This window comes from Bacillus sp. CGMCC 1.16607 (assembly GCF_042683745.1).
Lineage (GTDB): Bacteria > Bacillota > Bacilli > Bacillales > Cytobacillaceae > Pseudoneobacillus.
Window position 1 is genome coordinate 82,245 of sequence record NZ_JBHUJX010000019.1, and the last position, 16,198, is coordinate 98,442.

General features: G+C 34.1%; 14 protein-coding genes and 1 pseudogene. 5 read left to right on the forward strand and 10 right to left on the reverse strand.

From position 1 onward, the window contains the following. Window positions 1-131: 131 nt before the first annotated feature. Window positions 132-563: a MarR family winged helix-turn-helix transcriptional regulator gene (locus ACFSO7_RS12800; protein ID WP_377877718.1), complete on the reverse strand. Its 432-nt coding sequence runs from the start codon at window positions 561-563 to the stop codon at window positions 132-134. Window positions 564-757: 194 nt separating this feature from the next. On the opposite strand from ACFSO7_RS12800, the gene ACFSO7_RS12805 reads away from it, so the two are divergent. Beyond that, entirely contained in the window at window positions 758-2,275 is a 1,518-nt protein-coding gene (locus ACFSO7_RS12805; protein ID WP_377877719.1) for an MDR family MFS transporter, read from the forward strand. A gap of 159 nt (window positions 2,276-2,434) precedes the next feature. Here ACFSO7_RS12805 and ACFSO7_RS12810 read toward each other — a convergent pair whose 3' ends face one another. From ACFSO7_RS12810 to ACFSO7_RS12820, 3 genes are all read right to left on the reverse strand, one after another. Further along, a complete protein-coding gene (locus ACFSO7_RS12810; RefSeq protein ID WP_377877720.1) occupies window positions 2,435-3,073 on the reverse strand; it encodes a DUF2306 domain-containing protein in 639 nt (212 codons plus the stop codon). Next, window positions 3,070-4,476 (reverse strand): DJ-1/PfpI family protein, encoded by a 1,407-nt coding sequence (locus ACFSO7_RS12815; protein WP_377877721.1) that lies wholly within the window; start codon window positions 4,474-4,476, stop codon window positions 3,070-3,072. Before ACFSO7_RS12815 ends, ACFSO7_RS12810 begins: the two co-directional genes overlap by 4 nt. 323 nt (window positions 4,477-4,799) lie before the next feature. After that, the gene (locus tag ACFSO7_RS12820) at window positions 4,800-4,985 is read right to left on the reverse strand and encodes a hypothetical protein (protein ID WP_377877722.1); all 186 of its coding nucleotides are present in this window, start codon (window positions 4,983-4,985) and stop codon (window positions 4,800-4,802) included. Window positions 4,986-5,229: 244 nt separating this feature from the next. Between ACFSO7_RS12820 and ACFSO7_RS12825 the strand changes: the two genes are divergently transcribed. Then, a complete protein-coding gene (locus ACFSO7_RS12825) occupies window positions 5,230-6,138 on the forward strand; it encodes an AraC family transcriptional regulator (protein ID WP_377877723.1) in 909 nt (302 codons plus the stop codon). Between the two features lie 31 nt (window positions 6,139-6,169). Here ACFSO7_RS12825 and ACFSO7_RS12830 read toward each other — a convergent pair whose 3' ends face one another. Both ACFSO7_RS12830 and ACFSO7_RS12835 read right to left on the reverse strand, forming a co-directional pair. After that, on the reverse strand, window positions 6,170-7,636 hold the full coding sequence (locus ACFSO7_RS12830; protein WP_377877724.1) for a M20/M25/M40 family metallo-hydrolase: 1,467 nt from the start codon (window positions 7,634-7,636) through the stop codon (window positions 6,170-6,172). A 263-nt stretch (window positions 7,637-7,899) separates the two neighbouring features. Continuing rightward, window positions 7,900-8,448: a hypothetical protein gene (locus ACFSO7_RS12835; protein ID WP_377877725.1), complete on the reverse strand. Its 549-nt coding sequence runs from the start codon at window positions 8,446-8,448 to the stop codon at window positions 7,900-7,902. 315 nt (window positions 8,449-8,763) lie between these two features. On the opposite strand from ACFSO7_RS12835, the gene ACFSO7_RS12840 reads away from it, so the two are divergent. Then, window positions 8,764-9,735 (forward strand): class I SAM-dependent methyltransferase, encoded by a 972-nt coding sequence (locus ACFSO7_RS12840; protein ID WP_377877726.1) that lies wholly within the window; start codon window positions 8,764-8,766, stop codon window positions 9,733-9,735. Window positions 9,736-10,208: 473 nt separating this feature from the next. Here ACFSO7_RS12840 and ACFSO7_RS12845 read toward each other — a convergent pair whose 3' ends face one another. From ACFSO7_RS12845 to ACFSO7_RS12855, 3 genes and pseudogenes are all read right to left on the reverse strand, one after another. After that, a complete protein-coding gene (locus ACFSO7_RS12845; protein ID WP_377878006.1) occupies window positions 10,209-10,628 on the reverse strand; it encodes a VOC family protein in 420 nt (139 codons plus the stop codon). Between the two features lie 318 nt (window positions 10,629-10,946). Beyond that, window positions 10,947-11,276: pseudogene (locus tag ACFSO7_RS12850) on the reverse strand (VOC family protein); the annotation flags it as partial. 266 nt (window positions 11,277-11,542) lie between these two features. After that, entirely contained in the window at window positions 11,543-12,061 is a 519-nt protein-coding gene (locus ACFSO7_RS12855) for a hypothetical protein (protein WP_377877727.1), read from the reverse strand. Window positions 12,062-12,234: 173 nt separating this feature from the next. Here ACFSO7_RS12855 and ACFSO7_RS12860 point away from each other — a divergent pair, with 173 nt between their 5' ends. After that, a complete protein-coding gene (locus ACFSO7_RS12860) occupies window positions 12,235-12,780 on the forward strand; it encodes a GNAT family N-acetyltransferase (RefSeq protein ID WP_377877728.1) in 546 nt (181 codons plus the stop codon). Window positions 12,781-12,903: 123 nt separating this feature from the next. Here the strand turns inward: ACFSO7_RS12860 and ACFSO7_RS12865 are convergent, their stop codons facing one another. Continuing rightward, window positions 12,904-14,859 carry a GTP-binding protein gene (locus ACFSO7_RS12865; RefSeq protein WP_377877729.1) on the reverse strand — a complete coding sequence of 652 codons (1,956 nt, stop codon included), beginning with the start codon at window positions 14,857-14,859 and terminating at the stop codon, window positions 12,904-12,906. A gap of 310 nt (window positions 14,860-15,169) precedes the next feature. Here ACFSO7_RS12865 and ACFSO7_RS12870 point away from each other — a divergent pair, with 310 nt between their 5' ends. Next, window positions 15,170-16,180 carry a 2-oxoacid:acceptor oxidoreductase family protein gene (locus ACFSO7_RS12870; RefSeq protein WP_377877730.1) on the forward strand — a complete coding sequence of 337 codons (1,011 nt, stop codon included), beginning with the start codon at window positions 15,170-15,172 and terminating at the stop codon, window positions 16,178-16,180. The last annotated feature ends 18 nt before the right edge of the window (window positions 16,181-16,198 follow it).

Below are 16,198 nucleotides of genomic sequence, written 5' to 3' on the forward strand. Positions count from 1 at the left end.
AGCGTCAAGAATCTTAACTAGATATTGCTCCGTTTACCTATTCGCTTCACCACTTACAATAAAAAACCGCAAAATATTACTCAAACGTAATAAGGATTAAGGCGGAGTTTCCCCTATCCTTCCTTTCTTTTTTAATGTTTGAAATCCATTTGTTTGATGATATTTAACAATATACTAATACTCGACTCCACTTGTTCAACTTTCCCATCGGGAACTTGAGCTAATATTAGAGTGTATAGTTCATTCATTTTTTGATTGACTTCCTGAAGCACAGAAAGGCCATGTTCCGATAGCCTGATTAATACCTCTCGACGGTTCTCTGGATTCATCTGACGATCAATATACCCAGCTTTATCCAGAGGATCCAGCGTTCTTGTGAGGGTTGAGGGATCAACCCCTAAATTACTTGCCAAGTCCCCATGTCTAAATGTATTCTGACCGACCTCCATTAGAATGTGTACCTGTTTAGGAGTCAATCCTTTCACAAATGATTTGTCTGAACCTAATACTCCAGAAAGTTTTAAAAATTCATTTGCAAACTCGCTAAATATACTCGCACTCATTTTCATTCCCCTTAAACAGTTTATTTACTTAAGATTCTACAATAAAAAATTTGATAAATACAATTATTGTTGATTTTAAACTATTGACAATTTAACTAAAAAGTTTATATTTGTAATTATACAACAGTGGATAATAAACAACAAATGTATTACGTTAAATATTGTAGCTGTAAAAGTAATGAGGAGGATTAAAAATGAAATCAACAAAAGTACGGGTTGTTTTAACCGCTCTATTTATCGGAGTGTTTATGGAAAATTTAGACCACACTATAATGGCTACCGCCATTCCCTCTGTAGTAGCTGAGATTGGAGGAATGGATGTCTTTTCCTGGGTGTTTTCTGTCTACTTGCTAACATCGACCATTTTTATTCCGGTTTTCGGCAAATTATCAGATCAATACGGAAAGAAGCCTTTTCTTTTAATTGGGTTCATGACATTTGTAGTGGCGTCTGCATTGTCGGCAAATGCTGAATCCATGTGGCAGTTAATTACCTATAGGGCAATACAGGGTTTAGGAGCAGCACCGCTAATGCCGATTGCCTTCAGTATGATATTTGAACTCGTGAAACCTGAGAAACAAGGGAAGATGCAAGCGTTATTCGCTCTTATAAATGGATTATCTTTAATACTTGGTCCTCTAGTTGGAGCATATTTGACTGACAACCTTTCTTGGCACTGGGTGTTCTGGATCAATGTACCTCTCGGAGCTATCGCTGCTGTTTTAATTGCTTTATTTTATAAAGAACAAAAGCTTCGCAAAAAAGTGTCAATCGATTACGCAGGTGCAACATCTCTCACTTTAGCAATTGCCCCCCTCATGATTGGCCTAGTAACAGGAGGTAAAGAATTTCCATGGACTTCATGGCAAACCATAACCTTATTTAGTTTAAGCGTGCTGTTTACGTACATATTTATTCAAATTGAAAAGAAAGCCAAAGAACCGATCATCGCTCTTCATTTATTTAATAAAAAAGTGGTGTCTTCATCTGCTGTTGGTCTAATTCAGGGATTTGTCATGATAGCCGTAATGGTCTATATCCCGTTCTTTATCCAAGGTGTACTTGGAGGTTCAGCCACACATGTTGGAAAGATTGTGGTCCATATGATTATTGCAATGATTGTCGGTACTGGAATCGGTGGGCATTTATTGGCAAAGATTTCTCCTCGAGCTCTGATGTTCTCTTCTATTTTGCTGATGACTCTAGGAAGCTTACTTTTAATACAGATTGATGCCCAAACAACGGATATGTTCTTTTTTATAGCAATGATTTTAATTGGTTTAGGAATGGGACCTCTTTTTCCTGTAACCACATTGCTCGCTCAAACTTCGGTCAATCACGAGCATACAACCAGCGTCACATCTATTGTTAGCTTTTTTCGTAATATTGGCATGGCATTAGGAAGCAGTTTGCTAGCTGTCATTGTCAATTCACAAGTCTCGAAATCTGTACTTAAGATTGTGGAAATTGAAGATCTTAATAAAGAACAAGTAGAGTTACTAAAGGATCCCAACTTGCTGGTCGATCCAACTATTCAAGCTTTAGTCCCACACCAGGTTTTCCAAACACTTCAGAATGCTTTAAGTGAAGGAATTGTTCAAGTCTTTATAGCAACCATAGGAATGATAATATTAATGTTTGTATTCAGTTTTCTAGCCGGTAAAGAACGTTTAGTGCCATCTCACCATGGTAAAAAAATAGGATTTCATTAATACTTAAACTATCTTTATGATTCCCCAAGTTAAAACAGTAAAAGAAAAGCGTCAAATAGTCCCCTAATCCGTAAAAAGGATTAGAGATTATTTGACGCTTTTTATTTAAAAATTATAGTTCTTTTTAATCATACTTAGTTCTATCATATAACTACATTATTAAAAGGAGTAGGGCTTCATTTGACTAAATTGTTTTTTTCTTATATTTAATATTACTATTTGTGCAATTAGCAAATTTAAGGTCCAGCTTAACCAACTTGAAAAAGTCCACGCATGAATATAATCTATGTTTAGTAATTTAGATAATATATTCACCACTAAATGCAAAGTAATATTTGATAATGTCAAAGCATAACATCGGATCATCCATTCTTTATGTTTGATTAAATTAGAGTTTTTGATTTCTACAATCGAAATAAACAAAGAATATAACCATATAGTTGTAGATACCGAGAAACTGAAAGAAGTCATAATGCCTCCAGTTGCATAATAAATAAGATATATTGAACTTAAGGCACTAATAATAACTGATACTGAATAGATCCAACCATTTATTTTGTGATTTTTTTTCTTTTTAAAACTCCACTTAGATAGATTAAAAGCTCCACTTACTAAAGCAATACATGAGCTTATTACATGGATGCGTAAATCAATGAACCAAACAGAAGTATTAAACGGATTCTTAACCTTCAAAATTTTAGTGGCTAATGGATCTACAATGAAAGTATTTGAAATGTTATGTAAAACCCACATTAAAGATATCGTAATTATTAAAGCCAGAAATATTCTATTTTTCAAAATTTCAACCTCTCTAATCCCCTTTTAGACTTATTCTTTTTAGCTATACATTTTCTATCAATAACAAAAGCTACCAATATTGATAAGAAACAAGTTAAAAATAGATTAAAATAAGTTTCGTACGGAAAAGGTTTTCCTTCAAGATGAATATTGTTGGCTCGATATTCCAATCTTTTTATGGCATACCTAGCTGTCCATCTATCTTCCTGTTTCGCCAAGTCTTCAATAGGCGCCTCAAAGATATATCTATTAGGTGAATCACTGTGGACAAATAAAACATCGCTACTCTTATTCTTTGTTTCCCAATTTTTAACGGTATCCTTTACCAATGATTTTGCTCGAGTTCCCGAAACAATCATCTTATCTAATTTAGGTGTATCTGAGATTTTATGTCTAGCGATTAAATTAAGCTGATGTTTGGTAACAATAGGATTTTCTGTGCTGGCAATCGTAAATGTTCTAGTTGTTCCAGTATCTGAATATGTATCAAAAATAGACGATAAAGCCATTTCTTCCATATCATCATAGAGTAGAACACCAACTTCTTCTTTATTCCACTGGTATGCAATATTAAATACAAAAGTAGTAATAAAATGTATATCCCTAAAATATGGGTCCATTTTTGGATTTTTTAGAAAATGTAATGACGGGTAGTTCATTTTTTGTGCAATATCTAATGCTATTCCCCGTCCTAGCTCCTGAGAAATCAAATGCAGCATGGCATCTATTCCAGCAGAAAGTCCCGCTGAAGAAATAATATTTCCATCTTCGACATACCGTTGATCTTTAATCCATTCTACTTTAGGAAACTTCTTAGCCATTGAGGAAATGACTTGCCAATGTGTTGCTGCTGATTTTCCATCTAGTAAACCTGCATCAGCTAGGTTCTTGGCACCATTACATATACTTATAAACTTTGTATATTCACTCTTGGAATGTTTTTGAATCCATTTACGCGTAGGTTTATATTTCTTTTCGTCAGTTATACGGATAGCTGGAGCAACAATAACATCAGGGCTTTTACCTAATAGCAAACGATCTATTTCGTCATAGGAGTAATGTGGTATGATTTCTAAACCTCCAGTTATGGACATTACTTTATTCTTTGGAGCAATAGCATACACATTATAAGCACCTGTCATTGCCAACATCTCGTAAGGTACCAAAAAGTCCAATACCTCTGTTATTGGCTCGCCTAATAAAACTACCGCAGTTGGTTTTTCAGGGTTGTACATAGGTATTTTAACTTTATCTTGATTTATAGAAATATTAGTATCGTCATAGCTAGAATAAGTTTCATCAAAATCTTCCAATGAACGATTATATCCAAGCCAGCCGACTCCCCCAAAGAAAAGAATAAAACAGGTGGAATAGACCAAGATGCGTTGTATTATTATTTTCATAAAAATTCTCCTTTACTTGCAGTTAATATTTAAAGCCCTAAGCTAAACAAATGGGAAAATAAGATGTATTTCACCTTATGTCATCTTGCATGTGCAATTTTAAAGTTTCTTATATAAATAAAAAACGCAATAAAATTGCGGTCTCCCGCATTTTTTGCGTTTTTTATAAATTATTCGCGTATTTTCAGATATGAAGATTTGAAATTCATAGAACTTAATTAAAAGAGCTATCCGAATTAGTCTGCGATAACCGACTATTTTGGGCAGCCCTTTTGTATAAATAAATCGATATTGTCACCGCTATTGCTAATTAAGCATAAAGATCAAGTACTCCGATTTGTTTTTTGGTCACTTTGCTTGGAGGCAATAAAATAAAGAATAGAATATATAATAAATATAAATAAAGTTGGTAAATGTAATTGACCGTTTGATAAGTCTAGAAGAACACCGATTCCAAATATGACAAAGGAGAAAAACCATAACCCTTTTAATTTTGTTATTAGTTTCATTTTTGTCCCTCCGTTCATTTATAAATACTCGAATTTGTTCATTCCCTCCACTTTATCTTTATTCACCTTTTCAAAAAAATTTAGACACATTAAATAAACTTTGCTGAAAATGAAGTTAGAATTAGAATCCTTAATTGAATTTCTATGCACAAAGCCTCCAAAAAAAGCGCGACAAAGGAAACTCAACACATTGAAATGAGTATATTAAATGGGAAGGACGTTTTGGACAGTTGGAGCATTCTAAATGATTGAAACAGATCCTCTTATTTTCTATACTTATGTGAAAGAAGCTTTAAAATTATGGATCATCCGAGGTGATAAGGTGAGATATCTAAACTTAAAACTAAAGAATAGTAAATTTATGATGACTCATTTAAAACCTCATTCATCCGATCCTGTCGAACATGATCATGGAGAGGATTTCCAAATTACCATTCCTATTCTTGGAGATCCTAGCTTACTATTAAATAATCAATCAAATCAACTTCACAAAAATATCCGAATGATTACTCAACCTGGGGAGAAACATTTGCATTTTACTGGGGAAAATGAAAGTCGGATTTTACTCATAAATATTAACAAACGTTTTTTAGAAAAAGTCCTATTTTCTCGTATTAGGAATAGTATTACTGTTGTTGATTTTTCAAATTATAAAGAGGGTTCCTCAGATAAGCTAATCAAAATAGCTGATGAGGCAATTAGTAATAACCTTTATAATGAGGATGACTTGGTTCGTATGGAAGAACTCGAATGGGAGCTAGCAGAAACCTTATTGGCAATCCATGAGGGTTCCCATAGTGAGCAATGGAGAAAAGAAGTGCTTCTGAATGAACACCCGACTATAAAAAAAGTGATCGAATATATACTTGAAAATTATCAAACTGAAATATCGTTAGATGCATTATCTGCCGAATCAAATCTAAGTAAATTCTATCTTATCCGTGCCTTTAAAGAGATTATCGGATGCACACCTAGTCAATATATTATGAACATTCGCTTAGAAAAAGCAATGGATCTATTACTTTCAACTCGTTTAGACATTACGACCATTTGTTATGAGGTTGGTTTCGGAAGCTTAAATACATTCGAAAGAGTGTTTAAGAAAAGAATGGGCTGTACGATTTCTGAATTTCGAAGACGACATACGAGCTAAAAAAACCCATTTCGAATGGGTTTTTTTACATTTAAAAGTCATTTAAGAAAATGGAGGCAAAAATTTCGATGGCACGATAAAAATAGTTGAGCTCTAAATTCTCGTCGTGAGTATGCTGATTGCAATCAAAATTGGAGGTTGGAATACCAATAACAGGTAATCCTATTTGTTGAAATACATATAATGGTAGACTTCCTCCCTCCGTCGGCATTACAACCAACTCTTCCCCTATAGCTCGTTTTACAGAATCAATAACAAAAGCAGCTTGAGAAGTATCCATTGGTGTTTTCGTTGCAACAAAACTACCTTTCTTAACGATTTGCACAATTCGAGGGTGTTTACGTAATTCTTCGGCACTCGGTTCTCTAAACATTACTGTCCAATTTTGTTCTTCGATATGATGGATCATGAGATGAAGGATTTTATCAGGATCCATGCCATGAACTAAACGAATATCAATCTCAGCTGTTGCGACACTTGGTATAATATTTCGGGCAGACGTTCCAACAAAACCACCAGTGATGCCGCGAATATTAAACGTTGGAAGATTGATTAATTCCTGTAAAGATTTGTTTTTCATCTCTGGCTCGTAAATAGAAAATTGTTCAAGTATTTTTCCTTCTATTTTTGGTATCTTCGAAATGGCATCAAGTTCTGACTTAGATAAGGGAATGACATCATCATAAAAATGTTTAATCATGACCTCTCCCGAATCGTTTTTCATGGAACTAAGCAAATGAATGAAACGTTGAATTGCATTGGGTGCAAAGTTTCCAAAATGACCACTATGTAGATCTGTAGACATCGTATATACTTGTAAATCTAGTTGCAGCATTCCCCGAAAACCTAATTCCACAGTGGGTAGACCACTTTGATGTGTTTCACCAGAGGCAGAGATGACTAAGTCACAGGAAATTCTTTCTCGATGAATTTCCATTAAACGATGTAAATTCGGTGATTCAATTTCCTCCTCCCCATCAAAAAGGAATTTTAGATTCACAGCAGGTTTATTATCCTTTACTTTCATGTAGTCTAGAGCTGTCAAGATCGCTACAATCGCATTTTTAGAATCAGCAACGGAACGACCGAAAAGTCTATAGCATCCTTCAAATTTATCTATATCTTCATAATTTAAGAAATTCCAATCATCCCCTTTTCCAAAAGGAAGCCTTTCACGAAAAACTGGCTCATACGGGTCAGAATGCCACTCTGCTGTCTCGACGGGAACTCCGTCAAAATGACTATAAATCAAAATCGTTTTTGCATCTGGATTGGAAATGAACTCGCCATATACAAGAGGACTTCCGCTAGGACTGGACCAGATTTCAACCTCAATCCCTCGACTTTCCATCATCTTTTTTAAAAATAATGCATTTTCATAAATTTGATTTGTATCAAATACATCATTTGGAACCTTAACAAAGTTGATTAGTTCGTGTACAATTTTTTTATCATTTTCATTTATATAATTCTTCACATTATTAAGGAAATGGTCCATAAATCGAAGAGCCTCCTAGATCTTTATATTGGCATTTACATCCCCAATTTATCATCTTTAAAGAGAACATTCTCTTCAAAGTTTGCTCATTCTCATACAGCAATTTTTGAATCGAGAATCATGCCTACTCCCAATCTAGAAGTTTCCTAGTTATTGAACTCAATAAGTAAGTATTTATTATAATTATAATTATAATTATAATGAACCGTATATTTTGTTAAACAAAACATAAAACGCTTGGGATAAATCCCCAAGCTTACCATTTATTCAAGTATTTGATTAGCCATTTCAACTATTTCCTTTTTATGTTGTTCTTTTGAAATAGTATCATTCTTATAGAAAACAATATATGAAATACCTTTACTATGAAAATTTAACATATTCTCGTAGTAATATCCTGTAATCTCCTTATTTAAGTTGATTTTTTCTGCTTCTTGACTCATTTCTAAAAACTCTTCATTAAAAGCAGTTATATCTAAAAGTATCTTTCCCTCTTCATCTTTTGAATTCGTAATAAATTTAATCGATACTTTTTTACCGTCATGAGAGTTATCGTAAATGAAAGGAGCTTGAAAAGGTTTTGCATCAAAAGGGAAATTTTCAGGTAATGTCATTTCAAAAGGTAGTGCTTCTAGTCCAACCTTAACAGACGGCGCTTTATAGGTAACGGGATTGTGATTTTCTTCTTCTTCAGATACATCTTGCATTTCGACTTTACTTAATTTAGATGTATCAAGTATTCCGTTTTTAGTGTTTTGGCAACCAACTAGTAAAAGTAAAATTAGTGTAGAAATTGAAAGTATTTTTTTCACAAATATCTCCCCTCAAAATCGTTTCAACTATTTGACGATTACTCATATGAAAAGTTTCCTAAATGAATTGATTTTTAACGGATTAAATTTCTAACTATAGTTAGATTAGACTGTTTACCTAAGTAGTTGAATTCGTCTCATTTTTCGGGATATTATTTGAAATATTACAGAATTCCTTCCGATACTCTTTACCTGCTTTAGCGATAAAATCATAAATACTTATAAATTCTAATATTAATAATAAAATTTACATTTTTTACCCCTTATGGGAAAATTATAGCGAGTTGAATTCATTTCTAATAAAAGGGTGGAATAATGTACAGATTCACTAAAACTGAAGCAGAGAAAATATTAGCAAACGAGTTAGACCACGAAACACTAACAGGCAAGTATCACCATCTGTACCAGGAGGTAATAAAAGATATTTCCAGTTTACAAGGTAGTGCTAGTGTAGAAGATATAGTAGGTTTTATTAATAAATACAAAGCAAAAGCTAACTATGCTATTCATTATATTAAGAAAAGTGGAAATAGCCCCAAGTCCTTGGATTCCTACCTTCCTGAAATTATCAAAGCTAGAATGGCTATTTCGATCATTGAGAAGCTAAATATGCTTGCTCATTCCAATCAAACATCCGCAAGTGTGAAATTGAATTTTTGGGATGGATTCATTCTTCAGAAATTACTATTTAAGCGCGATTTGGTGAGAAAACCTGCATCCATTTTCTGGTTCAAGCTTTTTTGGCCACTGATTACTGACAAAAAGGTATTAATGCCATTAGTCAATAGTAAGGGAATTTATTGTTTTTACTCTAAAAAATTGATTCAGGAGCTCTCCATACTGATTGGTTCTTCTAAGTGTCTAGAACTGGGGGCTGGCGACGGAACATTAACACATTTTCTTAAAGAACATGGCACAGATTGTCATGGAACCGATGATTACAGTTGGGAACATTATATTAAATATCCAGGCTCTGTTGAAAAACTAGGTGCAAAAGAGGCCCTGCGAAAATATAGACCAGAGGTTGTTATTTGTTCGTGGACACCTCCAGGCAATACATTTGAAAGACATATTTTTGAAACGGATTCAGTCCAACTTTATATTGTTATTGGAACAAAAAGTCCAACTTATTCTGGCAATCATGAGGTTTATAGTAACCAAAAAGAATTTGTAATAGAGTGTAATGAATCTCTTTCCTCTTTATTACTTCCACCATCAGTTGAAAACGCCGTATACTTATTTCGTAGAAAGGTAATAAACTCAGAAATAACTCAGAAAGCACTATAGTAAGTGATGGTTGTAGATCATCAGTCTAATACTTCGGTAAAAATACCGAGGTATTAGACTTTTTTTATATTTCAAGTTCTTCAAAGATGTAATCCATGTTTTATTGATATTACCCTATTGGTAAATATGGTGGCAACAAGACTTAAAACTTATGAAAATCACTAGTAAAAAACATGACAGAAGTGTTACATTCTTATGACCGTAATGGTTAGATTGTGTAGGAGTTTAAACTCCTATGACAGACAGCCCTTTTAATATTAAAACGTTAGCAAAGTTGATTAGTTCGTTTACCATTTTATTATCTCTTCCATGAATAAATTCTTTTATTTTGTTAAGGAATTGATCCAATGAATAAAAGAACCCCTTAGGTCTTCAAATTGGGATAAAGTACTTTCATAATTTTCATCGATCTAAGGCTCTCTTTTCAATATTTGCATTTGATCATGTAGCAGTTTTTAATAGAATTATATACATTAGTATATTCCTGATGTATTCATTAAAACGATACGATAGCCATCAGGATCCTCAATGGTTACTCCACCTCTATCCCAATATGGATTTTCTGATTTTTGTTGTCCGTAGCCCATATCTGTCAATCTCTTTACAATCTTGTCTCTTTCAAACCTATTTGGAATATAGAAAACAAGTAAATGCTCCTTAGTCGGAGTGGGTAGATCTATTGGTTCCGCTGATTGTGTAAATTCAAGATGGTACTCAAAATTTGGAAGTCCAAGCATAATGCCGTCATAACCTTCATGGTTCCGAAACTCGCCTATTTTTTTTAAACCTAGGCCTTGTTGGTAAAACTCTACTATTCTTTCGAGTTGATTCGTTGGGCGGGCAACTCTAAATTGTACACTTGGAGCACCTATTTCCCATTCTTTCCTGACTATAAAGGTATATGGATAATTCAAAATATCGAAAGTATGATCCTTTTCACCTGAAATGATGACTTCAATGGGATGAATGCTGGATTCTCTATTTGTCGGGTACCAATTTCGACCCTCTTTCACTAATACAAAATGACCGTTTTGATCTCCATAAAAAGCAAACTGATCATTATCTCTCTGTTCCTCGTCTTTTATATAGGATGAAAGGCTTTTCTGAAATCCCTTAACATCGTTTACAGGAACTCCAATTTCACTAACATGATACCAACCAACTGGAACTTCATTATCATAATTAAATGGACGCTCTAGCATTTCAAGAACATTACCATCTGGATCAGTAAAATATGCCTCCTTTCCCTCCCAAAACATTCTCGTTTCTCCTGTTTCATCTTCTAGAAGCAAAGACCTCATATTCAACTTTTCAAAAATATATTCAAAAAATTCGCTACTTGTATTAAAGCAAAGATGATAAAAAGGAACCTTATCCGTTTTATAAAATATTAATTTTGTTGTTCCTCCAATAACCGAAAAGGACGAACTAGTACTAGATATAAGTTCCATTTCTAAAACATCCGTATAGAATCGTTTCATTTCTTCTAAATAAAAACAACTTAAATTAACTTGATAGATTTTCATAAATAACCCTCCCATTATTTTTTCTACCGTGAAACAACAATGATTTTATAAAAGATTAATGTATGTTATATATGTTATGGTATCTGAATCCTCCAGAAATTAAATAATATATAAGATTGAATTTTTTATACAACTTTAGCCCCAATTCAAAAACCCATTTCATTTAACAGAAGAAATGGGTTTTTCGATAAAAATTTAGAATCACTTGTGAAAAGGCAATCTAAATTAGAGGTTGGAGTACCTATGAAAGATGACCCACCAAATTAGATCAGTTAAAAGCTCTAATCCTCAAACTCTATAAATTCATGTGGATTTTCTCGAATATAATATCCAATTTGAATTAAAATTTCAGGAGAAATATTGTTGAACTGGGTATTTAAAGAGCTAACTATAGTTTGCAGCTCCGGATCGTTTCCAAGGTCCCTATAAGATACATCGAATGTTTCTATATTTCTTGGATGATCCCAATCTTTTAATCTCTCCTCAATATCATCAAGTAGCCTAATCATGGCATCTGCTTTAAAATACTGTAACCCAAGCTTTAATTCAGACCAGATCTTAGGTTGTGCCAAATAATATGCACTCCACCAATAAAACTCAACCAAGGATTTACTTACATGGTTATAATACGCACAGAACATGAATAAGGCTTGCTGTCCTTTAGTTAATTTGTTATAAACTTGAGTTTTTACCCAATTGTCTTTCCCTCGAATTAGTGGAATAATCGGTTCAAAACACTTTCCCCCAAGTTCTATATCCTCCAGCGAATCAAACAACTTTCTATTCATTTTTACCATCAAAATAAAATCCCTCCTTCCCAATAATCATAGATGATATGGAAATAAAGGGAAAATATTATTTTGTAAAATGAATCAATTGAATACGACAAACGATCGTTCTATAATAGAAAAGCTAAAATTCAGTATGTAGTAACGTTTTTCGAAAATCAACTTAATAATGAATGGAGTAAATCATGATAATTAATAATCAGGATTATTATATTAATGGGATAAATTATACGATTAGATCTGCAATTGAAAAGGATGCACAGGAATTGTCTAAAATACGATTACAAATTGACGGAGAAACTGAAAACTTAGATAGAGAAAAAGGCGAAGCGTTCATAGATATAAATGGATTTGAACAGTTAATAAAAGCGGATACTGAGAATCTAGGAAACTTATTTTTAGTTGCTGTCGTTCATAATCGAATTGTCGGTTTTTCAAGATGCGAAGGAAGTCATTTAAAAAGATTCTCACATAAAGTAGAATTCGGAGTAGGCGTATTGAAAGATTTTTGGGGATACGGTATTGGAAAAAATCTTTTAAAAGAATCTATATCTTGGGCAAATTCCAGTGGTATTAAAAAAATAACATTGAATGTTCTTGAAACAAATGAAAAAGCCATTAAACTTTATCAAAAGCTTGGCTTTGAAATAGAAGGAGTATTAAAAAAAGACAAAGTCCTTTCTGATGGTCACTACTATAACACCATTATTATGGGAAGATTTAATGATTAGCTTCAATATTCCAAACTATAGTAATAGAGCCATAATTATTATGACTCTATTACTAAAAGCTCTATGAAACATCTACATACATCTTAATGCATCTATTTGAATCTCTTCAAATTCAACCTATGACTATGATAAACAATGCATCTTCTCTTCCGCTTCATCCCATGGAACTGAATATCCCTGTCCTTTCGCACAGAAAATAGACGATGAGGTGTATTCAGGATCTGCATTCTTACTGTACCCCATTCGTTGGATAACCTCGTTCTCATTATGACAACGGCTATAGCCAGCAAATACTAAGCTTAGCGTTCCTTTTCCTTGTGAAAAAGAAGCAAGTTTGGTGCTGTAATTCATAAATGTTGCTACCGGAACATGTCCAGTTATGATCGCTTTGTTCGCTACTGTTTTCGGAGTGCCAAAACTTCCATGTGCCGTTTGAATATCAGCTATTACACGGCCCATATGGTCTAATTCTACTTTAATTTTAAATTGATAAATGGGTTCTAGAAGAATATTAGCTGCTTTTTCCAAACCTTGTCGCAATGCTCTATAAGTAGCCTCTCGAAAATCTCCGCCTGAAGTATGCTTATTATGGGCTCGTCCAGTTAATAGTGTCACTTTTAGATCAGTTAATGGTGAGCCTGTTAATAGTCCATGATGTTCCCTTTCAAAAACATGGTGACGAATTAAATTTTGATTTCCAACAGATAGATCGTCTGCATGACAACGGTTCTCAAATACAACCCCTTCGTTTCTTTCCCCTGACTCCAATTGAAGATGAACTTCGGCGTAATGCCCTAAAGGCTCAAAATGACCGTAACCAACCACTACTGAATCAATCGACTCTTTATAAAGAATTTCTGGTTCCTCAAAAGAAACTCTTAGCTGGAACCGTTCCCAAACTAGTTGCTCTAATACCTCTAGTTGGATCGTTCCCATAACATGAATATGAATTTCCTGTAGGCTTTCTTCCCAACTTACGTTTAACGAAGGATCTTCCGCATCCAGTTGTTTAAAATATTGGATCGCTTCTTTAATATTTACAATCGGTTCGAAAATGACCTTTGATTTAAGGGTTGGAACCATTTCATAAGAAACCTTCTCCGTTATTGATCCAATTCCATCACCAACTGATGTCATTGATAAGCCCGTTACCGCAATTAGCTCTCCTGCAACGACTTGATCAACTGTTTTAAATTTGTTACCACTATATACACGTATTTGTGTTATTTTTTCAGAAATCCGATTCTCTTCTTCCCCGTAGCTTATTTCCTCTCGAACTTTTAACGTTCCACTTAATGCTTTAATAAAAGTAATCCTAGTCCCACTACTATCATGACGAATTTTATAGACTCGACCAGAAAAAGTTCCTTGATTTGAGTAATTCGTCACTGATAATTGATCGAACTTTTCTAAAAAATTTTCAATGCCAATATCTTGAAGCGCAGATCCGTTAAAACAAGGAAAAATCTTATGATCCTTGATCAATTCTTTAGTCTTTTCTAGCCATAACTCTTGTTGATACCCATTTTCCAAATAGTATTCGAGAAGCGATTCACTCCGTTCGGCAACAAACTCAGCAAGAGCGATCCCCATTTCACCATTATGAAAGGAGTCTGTCATCTCACATACATCCTCTGTTAAGTTCTGTTGAATTTCTTTTATCACTCTATTTACATCTGCACCCACTCGGTCGATTTTATTGATAAAGAAAAAAGTAGGTACTCTATATTTTCTTAATAGCTCCCAGACAGTTTCAGTATGACCTTCAATCCCCTCCACAGCACTAATAATGATAATGGCATAATCCATCACCTGTATGGCTCGTTCCATTTCTGGGGAAAAATCAATATGACCTGGTGTATCAATTAAGTAGTAATTGGAGTCACGATAGGAAAACATTCCTTGATCGGCAAATACCGTAATCCCACGTTGTCTCTCAATTTCATGACTATCTAAAAAGGCATCCTTATGATCGACACGCCCTCTTTGTTTAATGCTTTTTGTATGATAAAGGAGTTGCTCTGAAAATGTTGTTTTTCCAGCATCGACATGTGCTAAAATCCCGATTGTTTTATTCATTTTGTAACCTCTTTTCAGGCTTTTCTAACTTAACAATTATAACAAATTAATGTTATAGGGATATCTGTGTTTATTACCAAAGTAATAAAATACATTCTGTTATAATACAAAATGAATTCTGTACTATATCACAAATTCGGTATTCAACCTTGTAATTAGAAAAGATTCCTCATGGTGTTTGCTTGTCACGGAAAACCTGTTGTATTTGATTTCATATCCTGTTACAATTTACCATATAAGTTTATTGAAAATTTATAATATTCCACCTCTACACACTAGGGGTAAATCAAACAGATTGGAGGAACTCTTTTTGACAAAACTATCAAAAAAGAATGATTTAGGTTTTTTTGAAATCCGCCTTGAATCGATTGGCGGATTGGGAGCGAATTTAGCTGGAAAAATGCTCTCTGAAGATGGAGTCGTCGGAAATGGTCTAAATGGAGTTGGCTTTTCTTCCTATGGATCAGAAAAGAAAGGCTCCCCTGTCAAAGCACATATTCGATTCTGTGAACCTGGCACAAACATCCGAGATACCACACCAATTGAACGCCCTCACGTTGTCGGCATTTTCCATGATGCCTTGTTTAAAACAATCGACTGCACAAGTGGAATTTATCCTGACAGCACCATCCTAGTAAACTCACAAAAAACTTCAGACGAACTAAAAAAAGGAATGAATATCCTTGGTGGAACGATCGCAGTTGTTAACGCGACCGAAATCGCTTTGGAAGAACAAACAAAAGTAAACACCGCAATGCTCGGTGCGCTTTACCGAATTTTAGATTTTTTAGATCCAGAATCTATGAGAAATACGATTCGTAAAACATTTGAAAAAAAATATCCACATTTAGTAGAGCCCAATATTCGAACCTTTGACCGCGGCTACCATGAAGTGGAATTTAAAACGTATAACCCTGAAGAAGGGGTGGAACCAAAACCTTTTAAACGTGCAGAATCAATACTTGGCTATGAAACACAGCCATTAGGCGGAATGATCATTAATCCTGGAAATAGTATTTTAAAAGATTTAAGTATTTCACGTGCGGGAATGCTTCCTCATTTTCATGATAGTAAATGTATTAACTGTGCCGCATGTGATACAGCTTGTCCTGATTTTTGTTTCGTTTGGGAAGAAAAGGAAGATAAAAAAGGCAGACCACAAATGTTTCTTAAAGGGATTGACTACCAGTATTGTAAAGGCTGTTTAAAATGCGTTCATGCTTGTCCGGTGGAAGCGCTAACAAGTGAGCGAGAATACAATGATGGCTACGCTGAAACTCATCGTGTCCCTCATCTATTTGACCTAGTCACGCAAAATTAAAAGAAAGGCGGGATCTGT